The sequence below is a fragment of the Psychrobacter pocilloporae genome, from assembly GCF_029872915.1.
GTDB lineage: Bacteria > Pseudomonadota > Gammaproteobacteria > Pseudomonadales > Moraxellaceae > Psychrobacter > Psychrobacter pacificensis.
Genome location: NZ_PGFT01000001.1, coordinates 464,937 through 483,278, shown reverse-complemented (window position 1 = coordinate 483,278; position 18,342 = coordinate 464,937). Strand labels below are relative to the sequence as shown.

The 18,342-nt window shown below is 44.4% G+C and carries 21 protein-coding genes and 1 pseudogene; 13 read left to right on the top strand and 9 right to left on the bottom strand.

Going from position 1 to position 18,342, the window contains the following annotated elements; translation table 11 throughout:
- Positions 1-60 precede the first annotated feature (60 nt).
- Both gloA and CUR83_RS02160 read right to left on the bottom strand, forming a co-directional pair.
- Positions 61-618: a lactoylglutathione lyase gene (gene gloA / locus CUR83_RS02165; protein WP_284718976.1), complete on the bottom strand. Its 558-nt coding sequence runs from the start codon at positions 616-618 to the stop codon at positions 61-63.
- A 154-nt stretch (positions 619-772) separates the two neighbouring features.
- Entirely contained in the window at positions 773-1,411 is a 639-nt protein-coding gene (locus tag CUR83_RS02160) for a carbonic anhydrase (protein ID WP_058025641.1), read from the bottom strand.
- A gap of 431 nt (positions 1,412-1,842) precedes the next feature.
- On the opposite strand from CUR83_RS02160, the gene potA reads away from it, so the two are divergent.
- From potA to CUR83_RS13425, 7 genes and pseudogenes are all read left to right on the top strand, one after another.
- Positions 1,843-3,084 (top strand): spermidine/putrescine ABC transporter ATP-binding protein PotA, encoded by a 1,242-nt coding sequence (gene potA / locus CUR83_RS02155; RefSeq protein WP_284718975.1) that lies wholly within the window; start codon positions 1,843-1,845, stop codon positions 3,082-3,084.
- Positions 3,084-3,962: a spermidine/putrescine ABC transporter permease PotB gene (gene potB / locus CUR83_RS02150; protein ID WP_284718974.1), complete on the top strand. Its 879-nt coding sequence runs from the start codon at positions 3,084-3,086 to the stop codon at positions 3,960-3,962. Before potA ends, potB begins: the two co-directional genes overlap by 1 nt.
- Positions 3,962-4,750 (top strand): spermidine/putrescine ABC transporter permease PotC, encoded by a 789-nt coding sequence (potC, locus tag CUR83_RS02145; RefSeq protein ID WP_284718973.1) that lies wholly within the window; start codon positions 3,962-3,964, stop codon positions 4,748-4,750. The genes potB and potC overlap by 1 nt, the downstream gene beginning before the upstream one ends.
- 91 nt (positions 4,751-4,841) lie before the next feature.
- Entirely contained in the window at positions 4,842-5,732 is an 891-nt protein-coding gene (locus CUR83_RS02140) for a LysR family transcriptional regulator (RefSeq protein WP_284718972.1), read from the top strand.
- Between the two features lie 226 nt (positions 5,733-5,958).
- The gene (locus tag CUR83_RS02135; protein WP_071002413.1) at positions 5,959-6,411 is read left to right on the top strand and encodes a PH domain-containing protein; all 453 of its coding nucleotides are present in this window, start codon (positions 5,959-5,961) and stop codon (positions 6,409-6,411) included.
- 88 nt (positions 6,412-6,499) lie between these two features.
- Complete coding sequence (locus CUR83_RS02130; RefSeq protein WP_284718971.1) at positions 6,500-6,820, top strand: hypothetical protein; 321 nt, start codon at positions 6,500-6,502, stop codon at positions 6,818-6,820.
- Between the two features lie 12 nt (positions 6,821-6,832).
- A pseudogene (locus CUR83_RS13425) lies at positions 6,833-7,021 on the top strand (DUF2247 family protein); the annotation flags it as partial.
- A gap of 200 nt (positions 7,022-7,221) precedes the next feature.
- On the opposite strand, the gene crcB reads toward CUR83_RS13425, so the two are convergent.
- From crcB to CUR83_RS02110, 4 genes are all read right to left on the bottom strand, one after another.
- The gene (gene crcB, locus CUR83_RS02125; RefSeq protein ID WP_284718970.1) at positions 7,222-7,593 is read right to left on the bottom strand and encodes a fluoride efflux transporter CrcB; all 372 of its coding nucleotides are present in this window, start codon (positions 7,591-7,593) and stop codon (positions 7,222-7,224) included.
- Between the two features lie 44 nt (positions 7,594-7,637).
- Positions 7,638-8,675 (bottom strand): tRNA (adenosine(37)-N6)-threonylcarbamoyltransferase complex transferase subunit TsaD, encoded by a 1,038-nt coding sequence (gene tsaD, locus CUR83_RS02120; RefSeq protein WP_284718969.1) that lies wholly within the window; start codon positions 8,673-8,675, stop codon positions 7,638-7,640.
- 233 nt (positions 8,676-8,908) lie between these two features.
- Positions 8,909-9,412, bottom strand: a complete 504-nt coding sequence (locus tag CUR83_RS02115; RefSeq protein WP_284718968.1) for a c-type cytochrome — start codon at positions 9,410-9,412, stop codon at positions 8,909-8,911.
- An 89-nt stretch (positions 9,413-9,501) separates the two neighbouring features.
- On the bottom strand, positions 9,502-9,867 hold the full coding sequence (locus CUR83_RS02110) for a hypothetical protein (protein ID WP_284718967.1): 366 nt from the start codon (positions 9,865-9,867) through the stop codon (positions 9,502-9,504).
- A 370-nt stretch (positions 9,868-10,237) separates the two neighbouring features.
- Here CUR83_RS02110 and rpsU point away from each other — a divergent pair, with 370 nt between their 5' ends.
- A complete protein-coding gene (gene rpsU, locus CUR83_RS02105; protein WP_284718966.1) occupies positions 10,238-10,453 on the top strand; it encodes a 30S ribosomal protein S21 in 216 nt (71 codons plus the stop codon).
- Positions 10,454-10,659: 206 nt separating this feature from the next.
- On the top strand, positions 10,660-11,109 hold the full coding sequence (locus CUR83_RS02100) for a GatB/YqeY domain-containing protein (protein ID WP_058025631.1): 450 nt from the start codon (positions 10,660-10,662) through the stop codon (positions 11,107-11,109).
- 104 nt (positions 11,110-11,213) lie between these two features.
- Here CUR83_RS02100 and CUR83_RS02095 read toward each other — a convergent pair whose 3' ends face one another.
- On the bottom strand, positions 11,214-12,752 hold the full coding sequence (locus tag CUR83_RS02095; protein ID WP_284718965.1) for a M48 family metalloprotease: 1,539 nt from the start codon (positions 12,750-12,752) through the stop codon (positions 11,214-11,216).
- A gap of 476 nt (positions 12,753-13,228) precedes the next feature.
- On the opposite strand from CUR83_RS02095, the gene CUR83_RS02090 reads away from it, so the two are divergent.
- From CUR83_RS02090 to thiS, 4 genes are all read left to right on the top strand, one after another.
- The gene (locus tag CUR83_RS02090; protein ID WP_284718964.1) at positions 13,229-13,696 is read left to right on the top strand and encodes a sulfurtransferase TusA family protein; all 468 of its coding nucleotides are present in this window, start codon (positions 13,229-13,231) and stop codon (positions 13,694-13,696) included.
- Positions 13,697-13,937: 241 nt separating this feature from the next.
- On the top strand, positions 13,938-14,801 hold the full coding sequence (gene rpoH / locus CUR83_RS02085; RefSeq protein ID WP_201587611.1) for an RNA polymerase sigma factor RpoH: 864 nt from the start codon (positions 13,938-13,940) through the stop codon (positions 14,799-14,801).
- 24 nt (positions 14,802-14,825) lie between these two features.
- Complete coding sequence (locus CUR83_RS02080; RefSeq protein ID WP_071002422.1) at positions 14,826-15,200, top strand: DUF423 domain-containing protein; 375 nt, start codon at positions 14,826-14,828, stop codon at positions 15,198-15,200.
- 148 nt (positions 15,201-15,348) lie between these two features.
- Positions 15,349-15,549, top strand: coding sequence for a sulfur carrier protein ThiS (thiS, locus tag CUR83_RS02075; protein ID WP_058025626.1), 201 nt, complete (start codon positions 15,349-15,351; stop codon positions 15,547-15,549).
- A 227-nt stretch (positions 15,550-15,776) separates the two neighbouring features.
- On the opposite strand, the gene hpf is transcribed toward thiS, so the two are convergent.
- Together hpf and rpoN are read right to left on the bottom strand one after the other, a co-directional pair.
- Positions 15,777-16,157 (bottom strand): ribosome hibernation-promoting factor, HPF/YfiA family, encoded by a 381-nt coding sequence (gene hpf, locus CUR83_RS02070; protein WP_071002423.1) that lies wholly within the window; start codon positions 16,155-16,157, stop codon positions 15,777-15,779.
- A 359-nt stretch (positions 16,158-16,516) separates the two neighbouring features.
- Positions 16,517-18,163 carry an RNA polymerase factor sigma-54 gene (rpoN, locus tag CUR83_RS02065; RefSeq protein WP_186475211.1) on the bottom strand — a complete coding sequence of 549 codons (1,647 nt, stop codon included), beginning with the start codon at positions 18,161-18,163 and terminating at the stop codon, positions 16,517-16,519.
- Positions 18,164-18,342: the final 179 nt, after the last annotated feature.

Genomic DNA, 18,342 nt, shown 5'->3' with positions numbered 1-18,342 from the left:
GCTGTCTTAGCGCGTGTTTAAGGGGATAAATAAATGAACATCTCACTACTGTTTTGCCAGTTATGACATCAAATCAGCTTGTACGATTTCAATCCAGTAGCCATCAACATCCTTGATAAAGGCGATGTTTTTCATGCTGCCGTCTTCTGGACGTTTTTTAAATTCGACATTGTTTTTGTCAAACCAAGCCACCGCGTCTGCCAAATTGGGCACATTAAAACAAATGTGTCCAAAGCCTTGAGGTTCTTGGTTGCCATCATGGTAGCTAAAGTCAGCTTTTGTCTCGGTGCCGTAATTATGGGTCAGCTCCAAAATACCGCGCTGACGGAATGCAAAGATTTCTAAGTCATCACCAGCAGGCAGGTTCTCACGCTCGCTCTCAGTTAGCTTCGCCAAGAAGTACAGATCAAACTCCATATCAGGGAATTTTTTGACCGCCAGTAGCGTCATACCCAAAACCCCAGTATAAAACGCCAATGATTTTGCAGGATCTTTGACGCGGAGCATGGTGTGGTTAAACGTAAAACCTGTCGTTTGCGTAGAGATTGACTGGACGCCATCTGTACTGATACTGTTCGCAGGCTGTGCGATGGTCGCATTATTATCGTTAGTAGACATAGTTATCCAAAGGTTATTCAAAAAAGAGTGTTATAAATAAGCGAATCACGACTGTCATGATTCACTGCTGTCTCTCATCATAATAAAAAATGGCAAAATAATTGATAGGGTTTTGTAAGAATGTGAACAAAGTATGTTCATGTCTAGATATATATTAGCTGTCTAAGAACCTCACCTTACCTGTCTCTAGGTCATACTCAGCGCCCACAACAAGCAGTTGACCACTATTGGTCAAGTCCTCTAGTGCCCGCGAACCATGTCTGAGCTGACTCACTGACATGCGCACATTGGCACGGATAGAGCGATCAACCAGCTCATCGGCATCGACGTCTTGACCATTGGCCGTTGCCAGCTCATGCAAGTTATAAACACTTGGGCGAATGCGATCAACGATCGATTGCAAATTAGGAGAATAGTTCTGATCAGGATTGATCAAGGTCTCAACGCAGGCCGTGACCGCGCCGCATTTTGAATGTCCAAGGACTACCACCAACTGTGTGCCAAAGGCTTCAGCGGCAAATTCGATTGAGCCAATCTGTGATGGCGCCACCACGTTGCCGGCCACACGTATGACAAACAAATCTCCCAAGCCTTGATCAAAGACAATCTCAACAGGTACTCGTGCATCCGAGCAGCCCAAAATAATGGCCAATGGATTTTGATCCTTGACCAATTCTGGGCGACGCTGCATATATTCATCGGTACTGGTGAGACTATCCACGTAACGGGCATTACCTTCTTTTAAAAGCTCAAGGGCTTCTTGACCTGTTGTTGGACGTATATCAGTAGGCATGAGAGATCCTTTATTATCAATAATATGAGAGTTATAAACGGCTTTATATACTTGTATGCAAACATAAATGGGCAGATGACTATTCATACTCACCCATCAGATGCCTTATGTTTGTCAGCCATACCGTGATTGTATAGGAATAGACGCCAAAAAACGGTAAAAAATTTTGTTTAAATGTCGTTATACACCAACCTATAACTGTAAAAATATAGCCGTAACCATCGCTGCTATGACGGTACGACTCGCGTAACTTATAACGAACTTGCACTGATTTATATCACGGGTTTGTTATAATACGCAGCAATCAGACAGCTATCAGGCAGCAATCAAATCGTGCTTACGCTCTTGCCAGTTTTTTGATGACATCGAGATACCTTGATGGCTGCATTGATTTACTGCTCTGATCTATTGGACGCTTAGGAACAGATATTATGACCGACCCATCGCCAAGCACGCATAAAACCTCTGCGTCACCTCAAAATGACAAGACGTTGCTGCAATTAAATGGTATCAAAAAAACCTACGATCAAACTGAAGTGTTAAAAGACATCAATCTTGATATCAAGCATGGAGAGTTTTTGACCCTGCTTGGGCCCTCAGGCTGTGGCAAAACGACATTACTGCGCTTGATTGCAGGTTTTGAGCAGCCCAATGCGGGGACAATCTATCTAGATGGCGTACAGATGGCAGGCTTATCCGCTGATAAACGTCCGGTCAATACCGTCTTTCAGCAGTACGCGTTGTTTCCACATATGAGCGTCGCCCAAAATGTCGCGTATGGATTGAAGCTAAAAAAAGTGCCAAAAGCTGAGATTCAAGCTCGCGTCAGCGAGATGCTGGCCATGGTGCAGTTGGAGCATTTGGCCAATCGCAAACCGCAAGATTTATCTGGTGGGCAGCAGCAGCGCGTGGCGATCGCCCGTGCGGTGATCAATCGCCCCAAGCTATTACTACTCGATGAGCCACTATCCGCGCTTGATCACAAACTGCGTTTGCAAATGCAATCTGAGCTCAAGCGTCTGCAACGTGAGCTGGGCATTACCTTTGTATTTGTCACGCATGATCAAGAAGAAGCGCTGTCGATGTCAGACCGCATTGCCGTGATGAAAGACGGCATGTTCCAGCAAATCGGCACGCCTATTGAGATTTATGAAACTCCTGCCAACTTGTTTACTGCCAAGTTTATCGGTGAGACCAATCTGTTTAGAGCTGAGGTCAAGGGTGTCTATCCAAACTTTCCCGATCGCGATGGCAACGTGACCAATGGACGCATCGAAGTTGAAGTCTGTGAGGCTCAAGCGCAAGAAGGGCCAACAACGCTACGTAACTTGCGTCGACCCAATTTTGCCAATGATGTACAAGTGGGCGATATCGTTAATTTACTACTTCGTCCTGAAGACTTACGCATATATGATCCAAAAGATAATGAGCATAGCGGACTACTGGGGCGCGTCATCGAAAGTAACTATAAAGGCAGTACGTTAGACTCGATTATTGAATTGGCAAATGGCCATATCATTAAGGCCTCTGAGTTTTTTGATGAAGATGACCCAAGCTTTGATTACAAACTAAACGAAGGCGTCAAGGTCTCATGGGTCGATGGCTGGGAGTGGGTATTGCCAGAAGACGCTGACCATACAAACAAGGCGACTGTACAAAAGGATGGTAGCTGATGGCCCGCAACCACTTAGGCAGCAAAAGTCCGTTTCGTACGGCAACGCTCTGGCTGATCTGGGGTTGGCTACTGATATTTGCGCTATTACCAAACATATTGGTCATCGCGGTCAGTTTTTTGACCCGTGATAGCAGCGCCTTTATTAGCTTACCTGTCAATATTGACAGCTATGTGCGCATGGTTGATCCGTTGTATTTTGAGGTGTTCGTTCATTCATTGTGGATGGCAGGTATCACAACGGTTATCTGTCTACTGCTGGGCTATCCTTTTGCATGGCTCGTGTCCAAGGTAAAAGTGCGATGGCAGCCGTTACTCATGCTGCTGTTGATCCTGCCCTTTTGGACCAACTCTTTGGTACGTACTTATGCGCTAAAACTGCTCTTTGCGAATAATGGCTTGATTAATAAGGCACTGCTGGCAATCGGTGCCATTGATGCTCCTATCGATATTTTATATACGCAAGGCGCGGTCATTGCTGGTCTAACTTACTTATTATTCCCATTTATGGTACTGCCGCTATATGCGGTGTTTACCGATTTACGCAATGACATGCTATTGGCTTCTCAGGATTTGGGTGCATCAAAAACACAGACCTTTTGGCATGTGGTACTACCACTGACGACGCCAGGGATTATCTCTGGCGTACTGCTCGTGCTGTTGCCTGCGATGGGTATGTTTTATGTGGCGGATATTTTGGGCGGCTCTCGCAACCTACTCGTTGGTAATATCATCAAAAACCAATTCTTAGACGCCCGTGACTGGCCGTTTGGTGCTGCTGCTAGCGTTTTATTGACAGTGGCAATGGCGGTATTATTACTAGCCTACCGTGCCAGTAGTCGCCGCATTGGCAAGACCGATTTTAACGAGGTGGCCTAATGTCTTATTCACGTAAGCTCAAGATTGGCAGTATCGCGGCTAAAGGCTATCTCGGTCTTATTTATACTTTGTTATATCTACCCATTATTGTTTTGGTGGTGATGTCATTTAACAGGTCAAAAATCGGCTACAACTGGGGCGGCTTTAGCTTAAAGTGGTACGAATCACTGTTTAACAACCAAGCGATGCTCGATGCGTTTTGGCATTCTATTGTCTTGGGGCTAGTCGCGGCTACCGTTTCGACTCTTATAGGGACGCTCACTGCCCTCGCCTTACATCGCTATAACTTTCGCGGTAAAGGCTTGCTAAACGGGCTGCTATTTGTGCTGATGATGTCGCCTGAGATTGTGCTGGCGATTTCACTCTTGGCCTTATTTTTATTAATTGGTCTGCAGTTAGGCTTTGTGTCTTTACTGATAGCGCATATCACCTTTTGCTTGCCCTTTGTGGTTATCACCGTGTTTGCGCGCCTAAGCAGCTTAGATGAGCGGCTAATGGAGGCAGCGCGCGATTTGGGCGCATCTGAGTCGACGATGATCCGTACGGTGCTGATTCCTGTTATTTTGCCAGCGGTCATGGCAGGTTGGTTACTCGCCTTTACCTTGTCGCTTGATGACGTGGTGGTATCGACCTTTGTCACAGGCCCTAGTTATGAGATTTTGCCATTGCGTATTTATTCGATGGTGCGGGTGGGTCTCAAACCAGAAGTCAATGCGATAGGTACGTTATTGCTGGTCGCCTCGCTAGTATTGGTGGTCATCTCACAGTTGTTGTTACGCAAGCGCTAGCAGCAATCACTCATTGACAACATCTATGAGTGAAAATCAACACAGTATCCACTATAATGAGTTTTTCTCACTTTAGCGGTTAGGTCTTATCATGCTTGAGCTTCGTCATCTTAATACCTTAACTGCGCTACGGGCGCATGGCTCGCTGGCTGCGGCCGCCGATGAGCTGCATGTCACCGCCTCTGCCGTCTCGCATCAGCTAAAAGAGCTGGAAAACTATTATGATGTCAGCCTCGTCAATCGCCGCACGCGCCCGCTGAGCTTTACCCCAGCAGGTAAGATAGTGCTGGCACTGGCCGACAGCATCCTACCGCAAGTCACCCGCACCAAATCCAACCTAAAGCGCCTTGCCCATGGGCAAGCCGGTCGCCTGCGCTTAGCGTCTGAATGTCATAGCTGTTTTGATTGGCTCATGCCGATACTCAATCACTATCGCCGCGAGTGGTCGGATGTTGAGTTGGATTTTGCCACGGGCTTTGAGCCTGAGCCGCATCATCTGCTGATGGAAGGCGATATCGACTTGCTCATTACCACCAGTGACTTACCAATAGACGGTATTAGCTATCAACCATTGTTTGAATATGAGAGTCGCTTGGTACTGTCGCCAACGCATGATTTAGCGACGCAAGAATTTATTGAACCTAATGATTTGGTTAACGAGACATTGATTGCCTATCCGGTAGAAGCCAAACGCCTCGATATCATTGCCAACTTTATGACGCCAGCACAAGTGAGCTTTGAGAGTGTTCGTACCACAGAACTGACCGCGATGCTGATTCAGTTGGTCGCCAGTGAACGTGGCGTAGCGGCATTGCCTGATTGGGTGGTGGCTGAATATGAGAAAAAAGGCTGGGTGGTCTCCCGTCCATTGGGGGACGGCGTGTATTGTCAGCTTTATGCCGCAACGCGCACGGCGAGCCAAGATATGGCTTATATGCAGGGGTTTGCGAGTTTACTTGATGGAATTGTGAAGCCATTGTAGTTTCATTACTAATTACTTTTTTATAGTGATGAAATATTATTTACCTTTTCATATCGTAATGAATGTTATGGTAAATAATGGTTCCCTAGCGAGGACTTAAATATTTGGCTGTGGGCTACTGGTATCAATGTTTTATCTCGCTGAAACAGTCACAATGTACTTCATGGTGTACATGAACTGAGCTTTTCGAATATAAAATTAACTAAGGGCTTTCTGCTAATAAATTATGATAAATACTGTATTTGCATCAAAGATCGATCTCTGGTTAGCTTTTTTAATATTAGGTTTTAGCTTATTACTCATTTTGGTGCCTGTAGGAGAATGGATATACAACAATAGTTCAATTAAAAGAACAATATTTATTAGTCTTTTTACTATGCCAGGTGCAATATTACTCTTATTAATATTTTTCAGCGTAAAGTACAGTTTGTCAGATGACGAACTGTTAGTGAATTATGGTTTTTCTACTCGAAGCATTTCATTGAAAGATATTACCCAAATCACTCCTACCAACAGTACGTTATCTGCTCCAGCACTGTCCTTAGATAGGATTGAGATAATATATAAAGGGGGTAGCATAGTGATATCACCAAAAGACAAAGATGGGTTTTATCATGCAATACAAGAACGTGTTCCTACATTAAAGAATGATGGTAATGATGGATTAATAAAGAATTAATAAAGAATTAGCCTATAGTTCGGTGCGCTATACAGGCATCGCACTGGCAGCCGTAACCAGTATCATTCAAGATATAGAGAAACTAAACGTGAAAAATATTAGTATTCCATTTTCTTTTTTAAAAGAAAACGATATTGTCTTATCTGAGAAGGAAGTCGATTCTGCTATCAGTCGCAAGATAATAGATTTACAAGACTTAGGAAAGATAGTTGACGTTTCCCTAATTAACTACCCTGACAGTAAATACTTACTTGAAATTGCTCTTGATATTTTATTGAACGGCAGCTATCTGAACCCTCATGTTCAATATTTAGAGATAGATGACAGTGGTGTAAGTAGAGAGAATGGCACCATAACTATAGATGATGAACGTGTAAATGATAGATTGCGATATATTATCTTACTTTGATTATTTAAGAACAGACTTAACAGTGATGCTGACTTTAATAAGGTAAACAGCGTTTATGATGATTTTGGCTATCCTTCTGATATGGTAGGGTTTATCAGTTATATGCCTACTAAAGAAAGTGGCGATAAAGGAAGGAGCAACCTAATATATAATCACTGGCAGAGCTATCTAGAGACGTATAGCTATCTGTTAAAAACCTGACACTGTCATATTGACACAAACTATGCCGTCAAAACTAGAGATATAACCTAGTTACCTAGTCATCTTGTAATGTTGCGGTATACCCCAGCGGAACCAGTCATTATGCCCTCTAGACTCATTAACAGACCATTTAAAACAGACTGTATTTCGATAACCACTTAAATCAGACCACTCATTAAGCAGGTGATATCGATACAAGCTCAAAGTACGCACTTAAAGAAATAAAACCCAAGCGCGGTTGCTAATAATGTCAGTCCAACATGCAAACCGATGAGCGCTAAGCCTGCTAGCAGCCGCCCATCATGAATAAAACCAAATACTTCTGCACTAAACGTACTAAAGGTAGTTAACCCGCCCAAAAATCCGGTAATCACAAAGACACGCACATGATCAGATAGACTACTTCCCATACGTTCAAACCACACCAGCGCAAGCCCAATTAGAAGCCCGCCCAGTATGTTGGCGCTCAGAGTCCCAAGTGGTACCCAACCGTGCAAGGCATTGAAACGCGATAGCCACGCGCGCAGGCAAGCACCGAATGCTGCTCCCAGACCAATAGCAAGCCACTGCATAGACTGTCCTTAGTTCAAATAGGTTTGGTAGACAAAAGGCTCAATTATACGGCTGGCAACTCTGTCATTGGCCAACGCGGTACGCAGCTGACGGCTAGATCATCAGCCTGCCCAGCTTGCAGGCGCTCAAATCCGGCATAAGCAATCATCGCACCATTGTCCGTACACAGCGCGGGCGGTGCATAATGTACCGAAGCATTGATTTTTGCTAGCTCCGTCTCCAGCGTCTCGCGCAGATGTGTGTTGGCACTGACGCCGCCCGCGATAACGAGTCTGCTCATATTCGCTTGTTTAAGCGCTTTGACGCATTTTTTTACTAGCGTATCGACCACTGCATATTGGAAGCTCGCGGCGATATCCGCGCGAATTTGCGGATCGCTATCAGAGCCCTCAGTGTCTTTGATCAAGTTATGTACCGCTGTTTTCATACCGCTAAACGAAAAGTCCAAACCTCGATGTAGCATCGGTCTTGGAAGCGCATAAGCATCAGGATTGCCAGCTTCTGCCAGTTTGGCAACATTAGGCCCACCGGGATAAGGTAAGCCTAGCATCTTAGCCGCTTTATCAAAGCACTCACCCGCCGCGTCATCGATCGACTCACCCAAGATTTCATACTGTCCCACACCATGAGCGGCTATAAGTAAAGTGTGACCACCAGAGACCAACAGCGAAACAAAAGGAAAAGCGGGCGGATTGGCACCCATAAGCGGCGCGAGCAAATGCCCTTCCATATGATGAATACCAATGGCAGGAATATCCAAACCATACGCCAGACTGCGGCCAAATAATGCGCCGGTCATCAACGCACCGATCAGCCCTGGCCCTTTAGTATAGGCAATCGCATCGATGTCGTTTTTACTCATGTCACACTGCTCAAGCAGCTCGTTGAGTAAGGGCACGAGCTTACGAATATGATCACGACTGGCAAGCTCAGGTACAACGCCGCCATAGAGCGCATGTAGCTCAATCTGTGAGTACAGTACTTGCCCGACCAACCCTTGATTGTCGCTACCCATTTGCTCGCTATCAAAGATCGCCAGCCCTGTCTCATCACAAGACGTCTCTAAACCCAATACCTTCATACTTTTGCCTTTATGCTTTTGTTTTCGGACTATTTTTTGCCGCGTTTTTATTGTATATCGCTTTAAAATTTTGAATAGCGAATCAAATCCGCTTCGCACAGCCAGTCATGTTGTTAAAATCGATAGTAATAGTGATAGTAATAGAAAACGCGCATAAAAAAACCGCCATTGTCAGTCACAATGACGGTCAGTTTAACAAATTTCAATGACTGGTATACTCTATATATACTATATCAGCTTACTGACGCGAGCATATAATCAACAGCGGCTTTGACTTGTGCCTCACTGACACCATTTACCGCTTGTGCTGGCATTTTATTAAAGCCCTTAGCGGAGTGCATGTATAGTGTCTCTTTATCTTTGGTCAGACGAGTCGCCCAAGCAGCTGTGTCACCATATTTCGGTGCATTCAATAAACCCGCTGTATGGCAGACTTTACAGTTTGACTCGTAAAGTTTAGCACCAGCATCTGCAGCGAGCACTTCAGGCTCAGCGACAACAGCAGTCTTTTCTTCAACCACAATGTCGGTAGTCTCAGATTCAGCCATAGGCTCAGGCACCGTAGTTTCAGATTCTGTTGCAACTGTTTCTTCAACACTCGTAGCAGCAGGTTCGTTGGCTGCGCTGGACGCTTCCGTAGTCGCGTTATCACCACTACAAGCGCTCAATACTAATAACACACTCAGACTGATAACAGATAAGCTCAGTCTTTTTATATGCTGCTGTATATCGATCATGACCTTACCTTTATTTGATGCGTCTGTGGCCAAATTTTTTGTAGCAGTTCATAGACTCACAATATTATATTACGAGTCTAATTAAAAGCTTATTCAGCAGGTGTTGCCATATCGGCGCTGTCAGTGGCAGCAGGCGCAGCCGCAGTATCAGCACTCTCTGTGGCTGGGGTTGTCGCGTCTGCCATGCTTGTATCCGCTGTACCTGCTTCAGCAGTGGCATCAGCTTCTGTCCCATCTACAGCTGTTGCATCCGCCGCTGGCATCGGTGCCGTCTCTGGAAACTCCATGTCTTCTGCTTCAGGGGCGTTTGCGCGTGCCAGCTCAGCCGCTTCATCTACCATATCGATCGCCAATACTTCTTCGTGCTCTTCGCCGCCGCTACAAGCACTCACGCCCGCACCCAAAGCTACGATAAAAGCTGTGCTTAACACCGTGTTCAATACTGTTTTTTTCATTCCAACATCCTCAATAAAATACGCACAAAACGGTTCATAGACCCTACAATATGGGAAATATCATAGCATAAACTCCCACTAAACCGTTATAGACCGTAAGGATTTTTTATTAACACTAAACTTTGTGCTCCAATTCCACCTAAAACCTGACAGCTCGGCCTCGATACATTTTAAACAAAGTATAAATAGACAATAAACTGTTAAAATCATTGACTTTGTTGATATTTTTTATTAAAATACCTGCCCTTACGCCAATGCGTGAGAATTGTCCTAGTTTGAGCTGATGCCAGTAATCTTGAGATATTACGGCTAAATACTAATATACAGCCAAACTAATGCCCTTATATCTCATCCTAATCGAGGAGTCTTCATGCCTGCAGTTAAGGTTAAAGAAAACGAACCAGTTGATATCGCTATCCGTCGTTTCAAGCGCGCTTGTGAAAAAGCTGGTGTATTATCAGACGTACGTAAGCGTGAGTTTTATGAAAAACCAACGCAAGTACGTAAGCGCAAAAAAGCAGCTGCCGTAAAGCGTTATAAGAAGAAGTTACAACGCGAAACTCTTCGTACTACTCGTATGTACTAATCAATAATCTGATTAGTTAAGTACAAGTGCTACACTAACGCCACTGTTATCCATCGATATCAGTGGCGTTTTTTATGCTACAATTTTCGTTGTTACTGCTGACGCAATTTTTTATCAAAGCCCGCTCTCAGCAGGTTTTACCCCAAAAAAACTTATTAAACAATACCCAACAAATAGCATTTAACAAACGAATAAGGATAATAGCAGTGAGCCAACTTAAACAGACGTTATCAGACAACATCAAAACTTCTATGAAAGCTCGTGAGCTTGAGCGTGTCAAAATACTGCGCAACGTACAATCAGTCGTCAAACAGATCGAGATCGATCGTCAGACAGAGCTTGATGACGCGCAAGTATTAGAAGTGCTACAAAAGCAGCTCAAACAACGTCAAGAGTCGCTCACTATTTTTACTGAAAATGGTCGTGATGATTTGGCGGCCAAAGAGCAGTTTGAAATTGATATTATCAATGAGTTTATGCCACAGCAAATGAATCAAGATGAAATCATGGCATTGGTCAACGCGGAAATCGCAGAGCAAGGTGCCACTTCTATGCGTGATATGGGCAGCGTGATGGGTGTACTGAAAAACAAGACCGCTGGTCGTGCTGATCCTGCGTTGATCTCTAAAATGGTTAAAGATGCACTACAAGGCTAATTTTTCATTTTGGGTAGCAAGCCGGCATATGAGCTGCTACTACTGAAAATGATGTTGTCAAGCGCACCCGTTGTTGTACGAAAAACTGACTATTTACAAACCGCCTAAGGCTCAAAGTCTTTGGCGGTTTTTATTGCTTTGATTTCTGCGTTGATATTGGCTAGCAATGGGCGCGCACTATTGCTTTGTGCTGTGGCTTGCAGGTTTTCAGTCAATTGCTTGGCCTGCGTCAGTGATGTCAACGCACTCTCATAGCGCCCATTCCAAAGTTGATCATAACTGCGATAACGCAATGCGTTGATCGTTGCAATATTAGCCAGTTGTGGTGACGTTGCGGTTTTAGCGAGCTTTTCATTAGCAAGCTGCAAACTTTGCCATGCATAGCGATCGCTTGGTTGTTGCTCTGTGAGTGGTTTTAGCAGTGCTTGTGCCCTTAATGGCTGATTGCTATTGGTCAGTGCTTCCGCCAAATACAGACGCAAGTCACGGCGCTCAGGATACAGACGCTGCTGACTCTCTAAAATATCTGCAGCTTGTTGCCATTTGCCTTGTTCACTTAAAAGCTGGCTATGAGTAATCGATAGTAAAGGTTCTAGGCTTTGACGCTGCGTATTTGGGAGTTTATTAATCTGTGCCAATACCTCATTAGCCTCTTTGATGCGCTGCTGTTCTCCGTACCAACTCACTAAGGCAAGTTTGGCACCCAGACTATTTTTAGCAGCGGTTGTGAGCGTCACTTCAGAAGCATGTTTGCCAGTAGCTTGTACACGCCAATAGAGCAAATCAAACAAGGCTTGATGACGCTGCTGCTGGCTCAATGACAGTGTGGGATACTGCCCAGCACGGCTCTGCGACTCACTCAGTCGCTCATCACTGAGCGGGTGCGAGCGCACAAAGCTTGGTAAAAAGCGATTTTCAACCTGATTGAGCTGGCTTTGTTGATTCATCGTGGCAAAAAACCGTGGCATTGCCCGAGGGTCATAGCCTGCCTGAGTCATGATTTGCATCCCTACTCGGTCGGCCTCGCGCTCGTTGTTACGGCTAAAAGCCATGCTGCTATTCATAGAAGCTGTCTGGCTACCCGCCATTACAGCCGCCGCCGCATCACCATCGACTGCTGATGCGGCAATCGCAGCCAACATACCGCCTACTTGCATCAGTAAGGCTTTTTTGCGCTCGTCTGCGCTGTGCTCATAGTGACGTTGACTGATGTGCGCGACTTCATGGGCGATGACACTTGCCAGCTCATCCATACTTTTGGCGGCCAATATCGTCCCTGTATTGATCCCGATGACTCCACCAGGTGCCGCAAAAGCATTGATGCTGGGATTATCAAGAATAACTAAGCCAAGTGGTGCTTGCTGACGGGCTTGCGCATTCAATCGCCATGTCATGTCTTTTACCGTTTCTTGCACCCAAGGGTCGTGCTCCATTTTGACCCGACCATTGATGTTCTGTAATGACCACTCACCCAGCATTTTATTTTGATACTGCTCAGCAAAGCTTAGTCCTTGCCCGCGCAAATTGGGTAGCTCTAACGATTGTGACTCTACTGTTTGCCATGAATGATTGGCAAATGGCATAGCTTGGCTATCATCACCATCCTTGCTATGAGCACTTGTAGCAATTACCAGAAATGTCACTGACAGTCCGATTTTGATCCTATTTGAAAAAGATAAAACCACAGAGTTGCGGCTATCTGTTTGCCCAAATAGTTTAGATAGCGAGCTTTCCGACAGCTTATTCATCGAATGGCTGGCGGCTTTAATAAGTCGTGTCGGTCTATTAGCGTGGTACAAATTCGTATCCTATCAGATTGTTGACGACGTCTTTTTGACTATACGAGCTTGTTTGTACAAGGTCAATTCTACTATGTGCTTAGCTACCAATCACTCAGCCACCCGTCACGATTGTGCAACATGACTGTGTGATTCTAATGAACCGAACATGGCGTTGATTATATTCAAATGCAATTATACATCGGCTATTTGGTATAATGGTTAAACACAATAATAGTAATCTCATGGTTGCCGTAAATAGATTGACGATATTCAAAAATAATTGTTAGAGCCTTTTTTGATAAAGAAACCGAAATACTGATACTTGTAAGGTTTGTATTATGTCCGCTGATAGCCAATTACCCATCAAACGTGCATCACACTCTATTTACTTATCAGCGAGCTTATCCGATCCAGAACAGCAAGAGATCAATCATCTGTTAGATTTGTTGCCAGTAGAGAATGATGGCCCAGGTGTTGGTACTGAGACGAAAATAGATGAAGAGCAACCTTTACTAAATATCAAGCGTTTCGTCGACGGACGCGGGCTTGCATGCCCAATGCCACTGCTGAAAACCAAGGTTGCGTTACGCGATGTAGCCTCTGGTGACTCATTATATGTGGTCGCGACGGATCCCAACTCACAAGCTGATATCACAGCGTTTTGTCGTCAGAGTCAGCAAACACAAACGAGCGACTACTTAGCGTTAATCGTCAACGAAGTTACTGATTTGTCAGGCAATAGCACATCATTGCAGCGTTTCGCTACAATATATCACTTCATCATTACCAAAACTGATAGCAACTAAACGCTGCTGTCCTTTACAATTACAACTATAGAGATTTTTATCTGACTGTTTGCTTAACTATTTAACCAAGGTCAAGAATATGGCTACTACTACTTCTGATGCTGCGAATGCGAATAAAAAAGACAGCACAGCTCCTATAAAAAACGATGCGCGCGATGCGGCACTAAAGGCAGCTGCACAGCGCCCACCTTATGATGCCAGTACATTAGGCAATACCAGTACGCGCGATTTGGTGCCAGCAATGCCAACCCATTTGGCAGCGCCGGGGGTTAATCTGGGCGCCTACATCAATACTGTGCATCAAATTCCGATCTTAACGCCTGTACAAGAGCAAGAACTTGCCCATCGCTATTATGATGAAGGTGATGTCGAAGCAGCACGTCTGCTGGTGATGTCGCATCTGCGTTTTGTCATTCATATTGCACGTAGCTACTCAGGTTATGGACTGCCACAAGCTGATTTAATCCAAGAAGGTAATCTTGGATTGATGAAGGCGGTCAAACGGTTTGATCCGAATAAAGGCGTGCGCTTGGTGTCTTTTGCCGTACATTGGATCAAAGCTGAAATTCACGAATTTGTCATCCGTAACTGGCGTATCGTAAAAGTCGCGACCACCAAAGCACATCGCAAGTTATTCTTTAATTTACGTAGTTTAAAGAAAACCAATAATCAGCTCACGCTAGAAGAAGCAGACGCGATTGCCAAAGATTTGAATGTCACGCGCAAGCAAGTGCTCGAGATGGAGTCGCGTCTGACCTCTTATGACGCCTCATTTGAAGCGCAATCCAGCGACGATGATGACGGTCGCTATGCACCGCAGCTGTTTTTGGAAGATGGCATTGACCCAGCTGAGCAGCTAGAAGAAGAAGACTGGGAAGAAAATAACTCGTCTGCCCTCATCGCGGCTATGGGGACATTAGACGATCGCTCACGTGATATCGTCGAGCAGCGCTGGCTCTCTGAGCAAAAATCCACTTTGCACGAGCTGGCCGCGGTTTACTCTATATCCGCTGAACGTGTCCGTCAGATCGAAAAAAACGCGATGGACAAAATCCGCGATGCCATGACCATTGATAGCGTGATTTTACCTGATGATATTCAATAGCATCAAAAAAAGACGAGTGTTGTCATGTTAAATTGGATCGGTATTGCCGCGATTAATATGGCCATCGCTGTCGCTTTGGGTGCATTTGGTGCGCATGGTTTGAAGGGCGTCGTAAATGTGCAACAACTTGAATGGTGGCATACTGCGACGCTGTATTTGTTCATACATGCGCTGGGTCTATTAGTTGTGGGCTTACTGATACGCTTAAAATATACCACTCAAGCTACGGCTTGGTTATTGCAAACCGGTATTATTATATTTGCCGGTAGTCTATATGCCATGACGCTTGGAGCACCGCGCTGGTTTGGCGCGATTACGCCCATTGGCGGGGTTCTTATGATTGCAGGTTGGTTATGGCTTGCTATCTCTGCATTTCGACTTGAGAACTCAATGGATTAATCCATTCTACTCATACCTGCCGAAGATTGATTGATATTATGAGTATAGATACAAATAGTCGCCTATAAGATTCAAAGCACCTATATTGCGACTAATACTTATAGGACCGTTACTACAAGGAATCTCAAATTATTAAGGAGGATTTTATATGAGCACCATTAGTGTTAATGGTAAAAACTTACAAACCACTCATCAGACAGTGCAATTAGTCATCAATGAACTTGGACTCAGTCAAGGACGCTATGCCGTTGAAGTAGATGGTGAGCTAACACCAAAGAGTGAGCTGGCTCAATTGCGTATTGTAGAAGGTATGAATATAGAAGTCGTACAGGCTGTGGGCGGAGGCTAATTTTTATATTTCAGTCTGTCATTAGTTTTTATTAATTATGAACTCTTAACCGCATCATTAGAGACGTACTAAAAAAGACCTCAACGTGTCAAACGTTCGAGGTCTTTTTTCTTTTATAGATCACCAATGAATGAAACAGCTGTTTGTCAAATTTCTTATTTTTTAGCTCGTTCAGACGCTCTTGATGATCTGATTGCCCACTTAATCAACGTTATTCAAACCTATGATTAAGCTGCTGGCACTGCTTCAGCAGGCGTGGTGTCTTGATAGCGCTCATCACGCCCAGCACCCTGAGTCTTTTTGCGCTCTTGACGGGTCTTGTACTTACGTACTTGTCTATCAAGTTTGTCTGCCATCTCATTAATGGCTTTATACATATCATCTTCTAAGGCTTGGACAAACATTTCTTGACCTGAGACGCGCATAATTGCTTCAGCTTTATGACTTTTTTTACCGCCATCACTTGCGCCACTATTGTCTAACGATAATATCACTTTAATACTCTGTATCTGATCAAAGTGTCGCTCTACTTTTTCAAGCTTTTCACGAACTGCTGTGTCCATAGCTTCGGTAACACTGATATGGTGACCACTGATAGAAACATTCATATTATTGTCCTTGTATTTGTAACTTACATTCAACAGATGAAGTCGCATTCCTGCTCTTATCATCCTGCCTTACCAATAATCTATCTAATGCCTCTAGTAAGATTTCGACGTATCCTTTTATCGTCTCCTTTATTCATTACAAGTAAATACTATAGATTGGCACTTAGATTTCGTTGTTGGTATGACTCTAATTTGTCATGAAAGAGGGATAGTAGCAAGACGTTAAATTGTAATTAAGTGTAACAATAGCTGTTGTTTCCATCATGTTTCTATATAATCAAAAAATTTTATTTTTTATATCTTGCCACAGAAATATCAATGATTACTCAAAATTGTTGCAGATGGCTGTATTTAAACGATTAATACTTCTGTTTGCGCTGAGTAGATGAGCCAATATTCATGGCTTCACGATATTTGGCAACAGTTCTTCTGGCAATATCGATACCGTCTGCCAATAATTCTTTTTGAATACGGCTATCCGATAGCGGTTTTTTGGGATCTTCATCAGCGATGAGCTTTTTAATCATGGCACTGATGGCCGTTGATGAGATATCGCCATCCGAACTGCTGACGTGAGAAGAAAAAAAGTGCTTTAGTGAAAATAGTCCTTGCGGTGTCAAAATCGTCTTACTGGTCGTGAGACGTGAAACGGTGGACTCGTGTAGATTTACTTCTTCTGCGATTGCCTTTAGAATAAGTGGTTGCATGGCCGTTGCACCGTGTTGCAAAAACTCCTGCTGATAACGCACAATACTGGTTGCTACTTTTAATAGGTTTTGATTGCGCTCCTCAATACTGCGGATAAAGAGGCGCGCATCGGTGAGGTTTTCACGCAGATATTGGTTGTCCGGACTGTCATCACCGCGTTTGACTAAATTGGCATATTCTTGGTTTACTCGCAGCTTCGGCAAGGTGTCAGGATTGAGGCGTACATGCCAACCGTCTTCTAATGCCTCAGTATTGGCAGTGGCTTTACGACTCCTAATGGGTGTGACTAATACATCTGGAATGTCGTAACTGTCGGGCTGCTGGGTATAATCAGGCTGGTTGATCTGAAAGAGTAATCCGGGTGAAGGGTTTAAGGTGCGCAGTAAGTTAAGCGCAGGGGTGATGTTCTCAGGGGCAAGGCCTGTCCGTTCAGTAAGCGCTTTGATATTGTTACTCACCAAAAGCTCGCCGGCTGTTAGCAACGCTTTTGCTTCTTTGAGATATGCAGTATTGGCGTCTAGCTTGGATAACTGAATCGCTAGGCACTCACTCAAATGACGTGCGCCAACGCCAATCGGATCGCAAGATTGGATCATACGCAATACGGCCATGACCTCGTCGTACTCAACGCGTTCATCCCACTGATAAAAGTTGGCCATGGTATCAAAGCTCTGTAGCAGCTCATCGATATCAATTCGTATGAATCCCATGTCATCCATAGAGTCCATCAAATACTCTGCAATCAGGGTGTCCGCTTCTGATAGGCGCTTAAAGTTGAGCTGCCAACGTACGTGATCTTGGATAGTCGACGAAGTACCGCCCTGATAACTATCAAAATCCTCATCCGCTCTACTGCTACCAGAACCTGTGGAGGCAGAAGCATAGTTACCTGTATCAAAGCTGCTGGCATCGAAGCTATCCGTCTCAAAACTGCTATCACTATCCATCGCTCCATCATCAATACGAGATTGCTGCAGTTTCTCCCAGCTGTCAGTGCTATCGTCACCATAGTCTGTATGGTTATCAGATCCTGCGCTAGATGCGTCACTGCTGCTTTGGTTCCAGCTATCAAGTGTTAATGACTCGCTTAGCTCATCTGCTCTATCGTCACGGTTATTCTCGTACTCGTCATCATCCTCTTCGATACGTTCAAGCAGCGGATTACTATCCAGTTTGGCTTGAACCTCTTGTGCAAGCTCAAGACTAGAGAGCTGCAGCAATTTAATGGCTTGCTGCATTTGCGGTGTCAGTTTTTGTGAGGTGCTTAGCGTGCTCGCCAATCCGAATGACATACTCATGGGCGGCTTATTACACTCCAGTCTTGGTCATATTGTATTTATTTTGCCAATTAAGGCGATAATGTCACCTTAACAGGACATGACGATAGCATTTTTTATCACAATTTTGCTACGTTAATTTATATCCTATCCAGATACGATTGGTATGTTCGTGATACAAATTTAGCATGTTTGCCTTA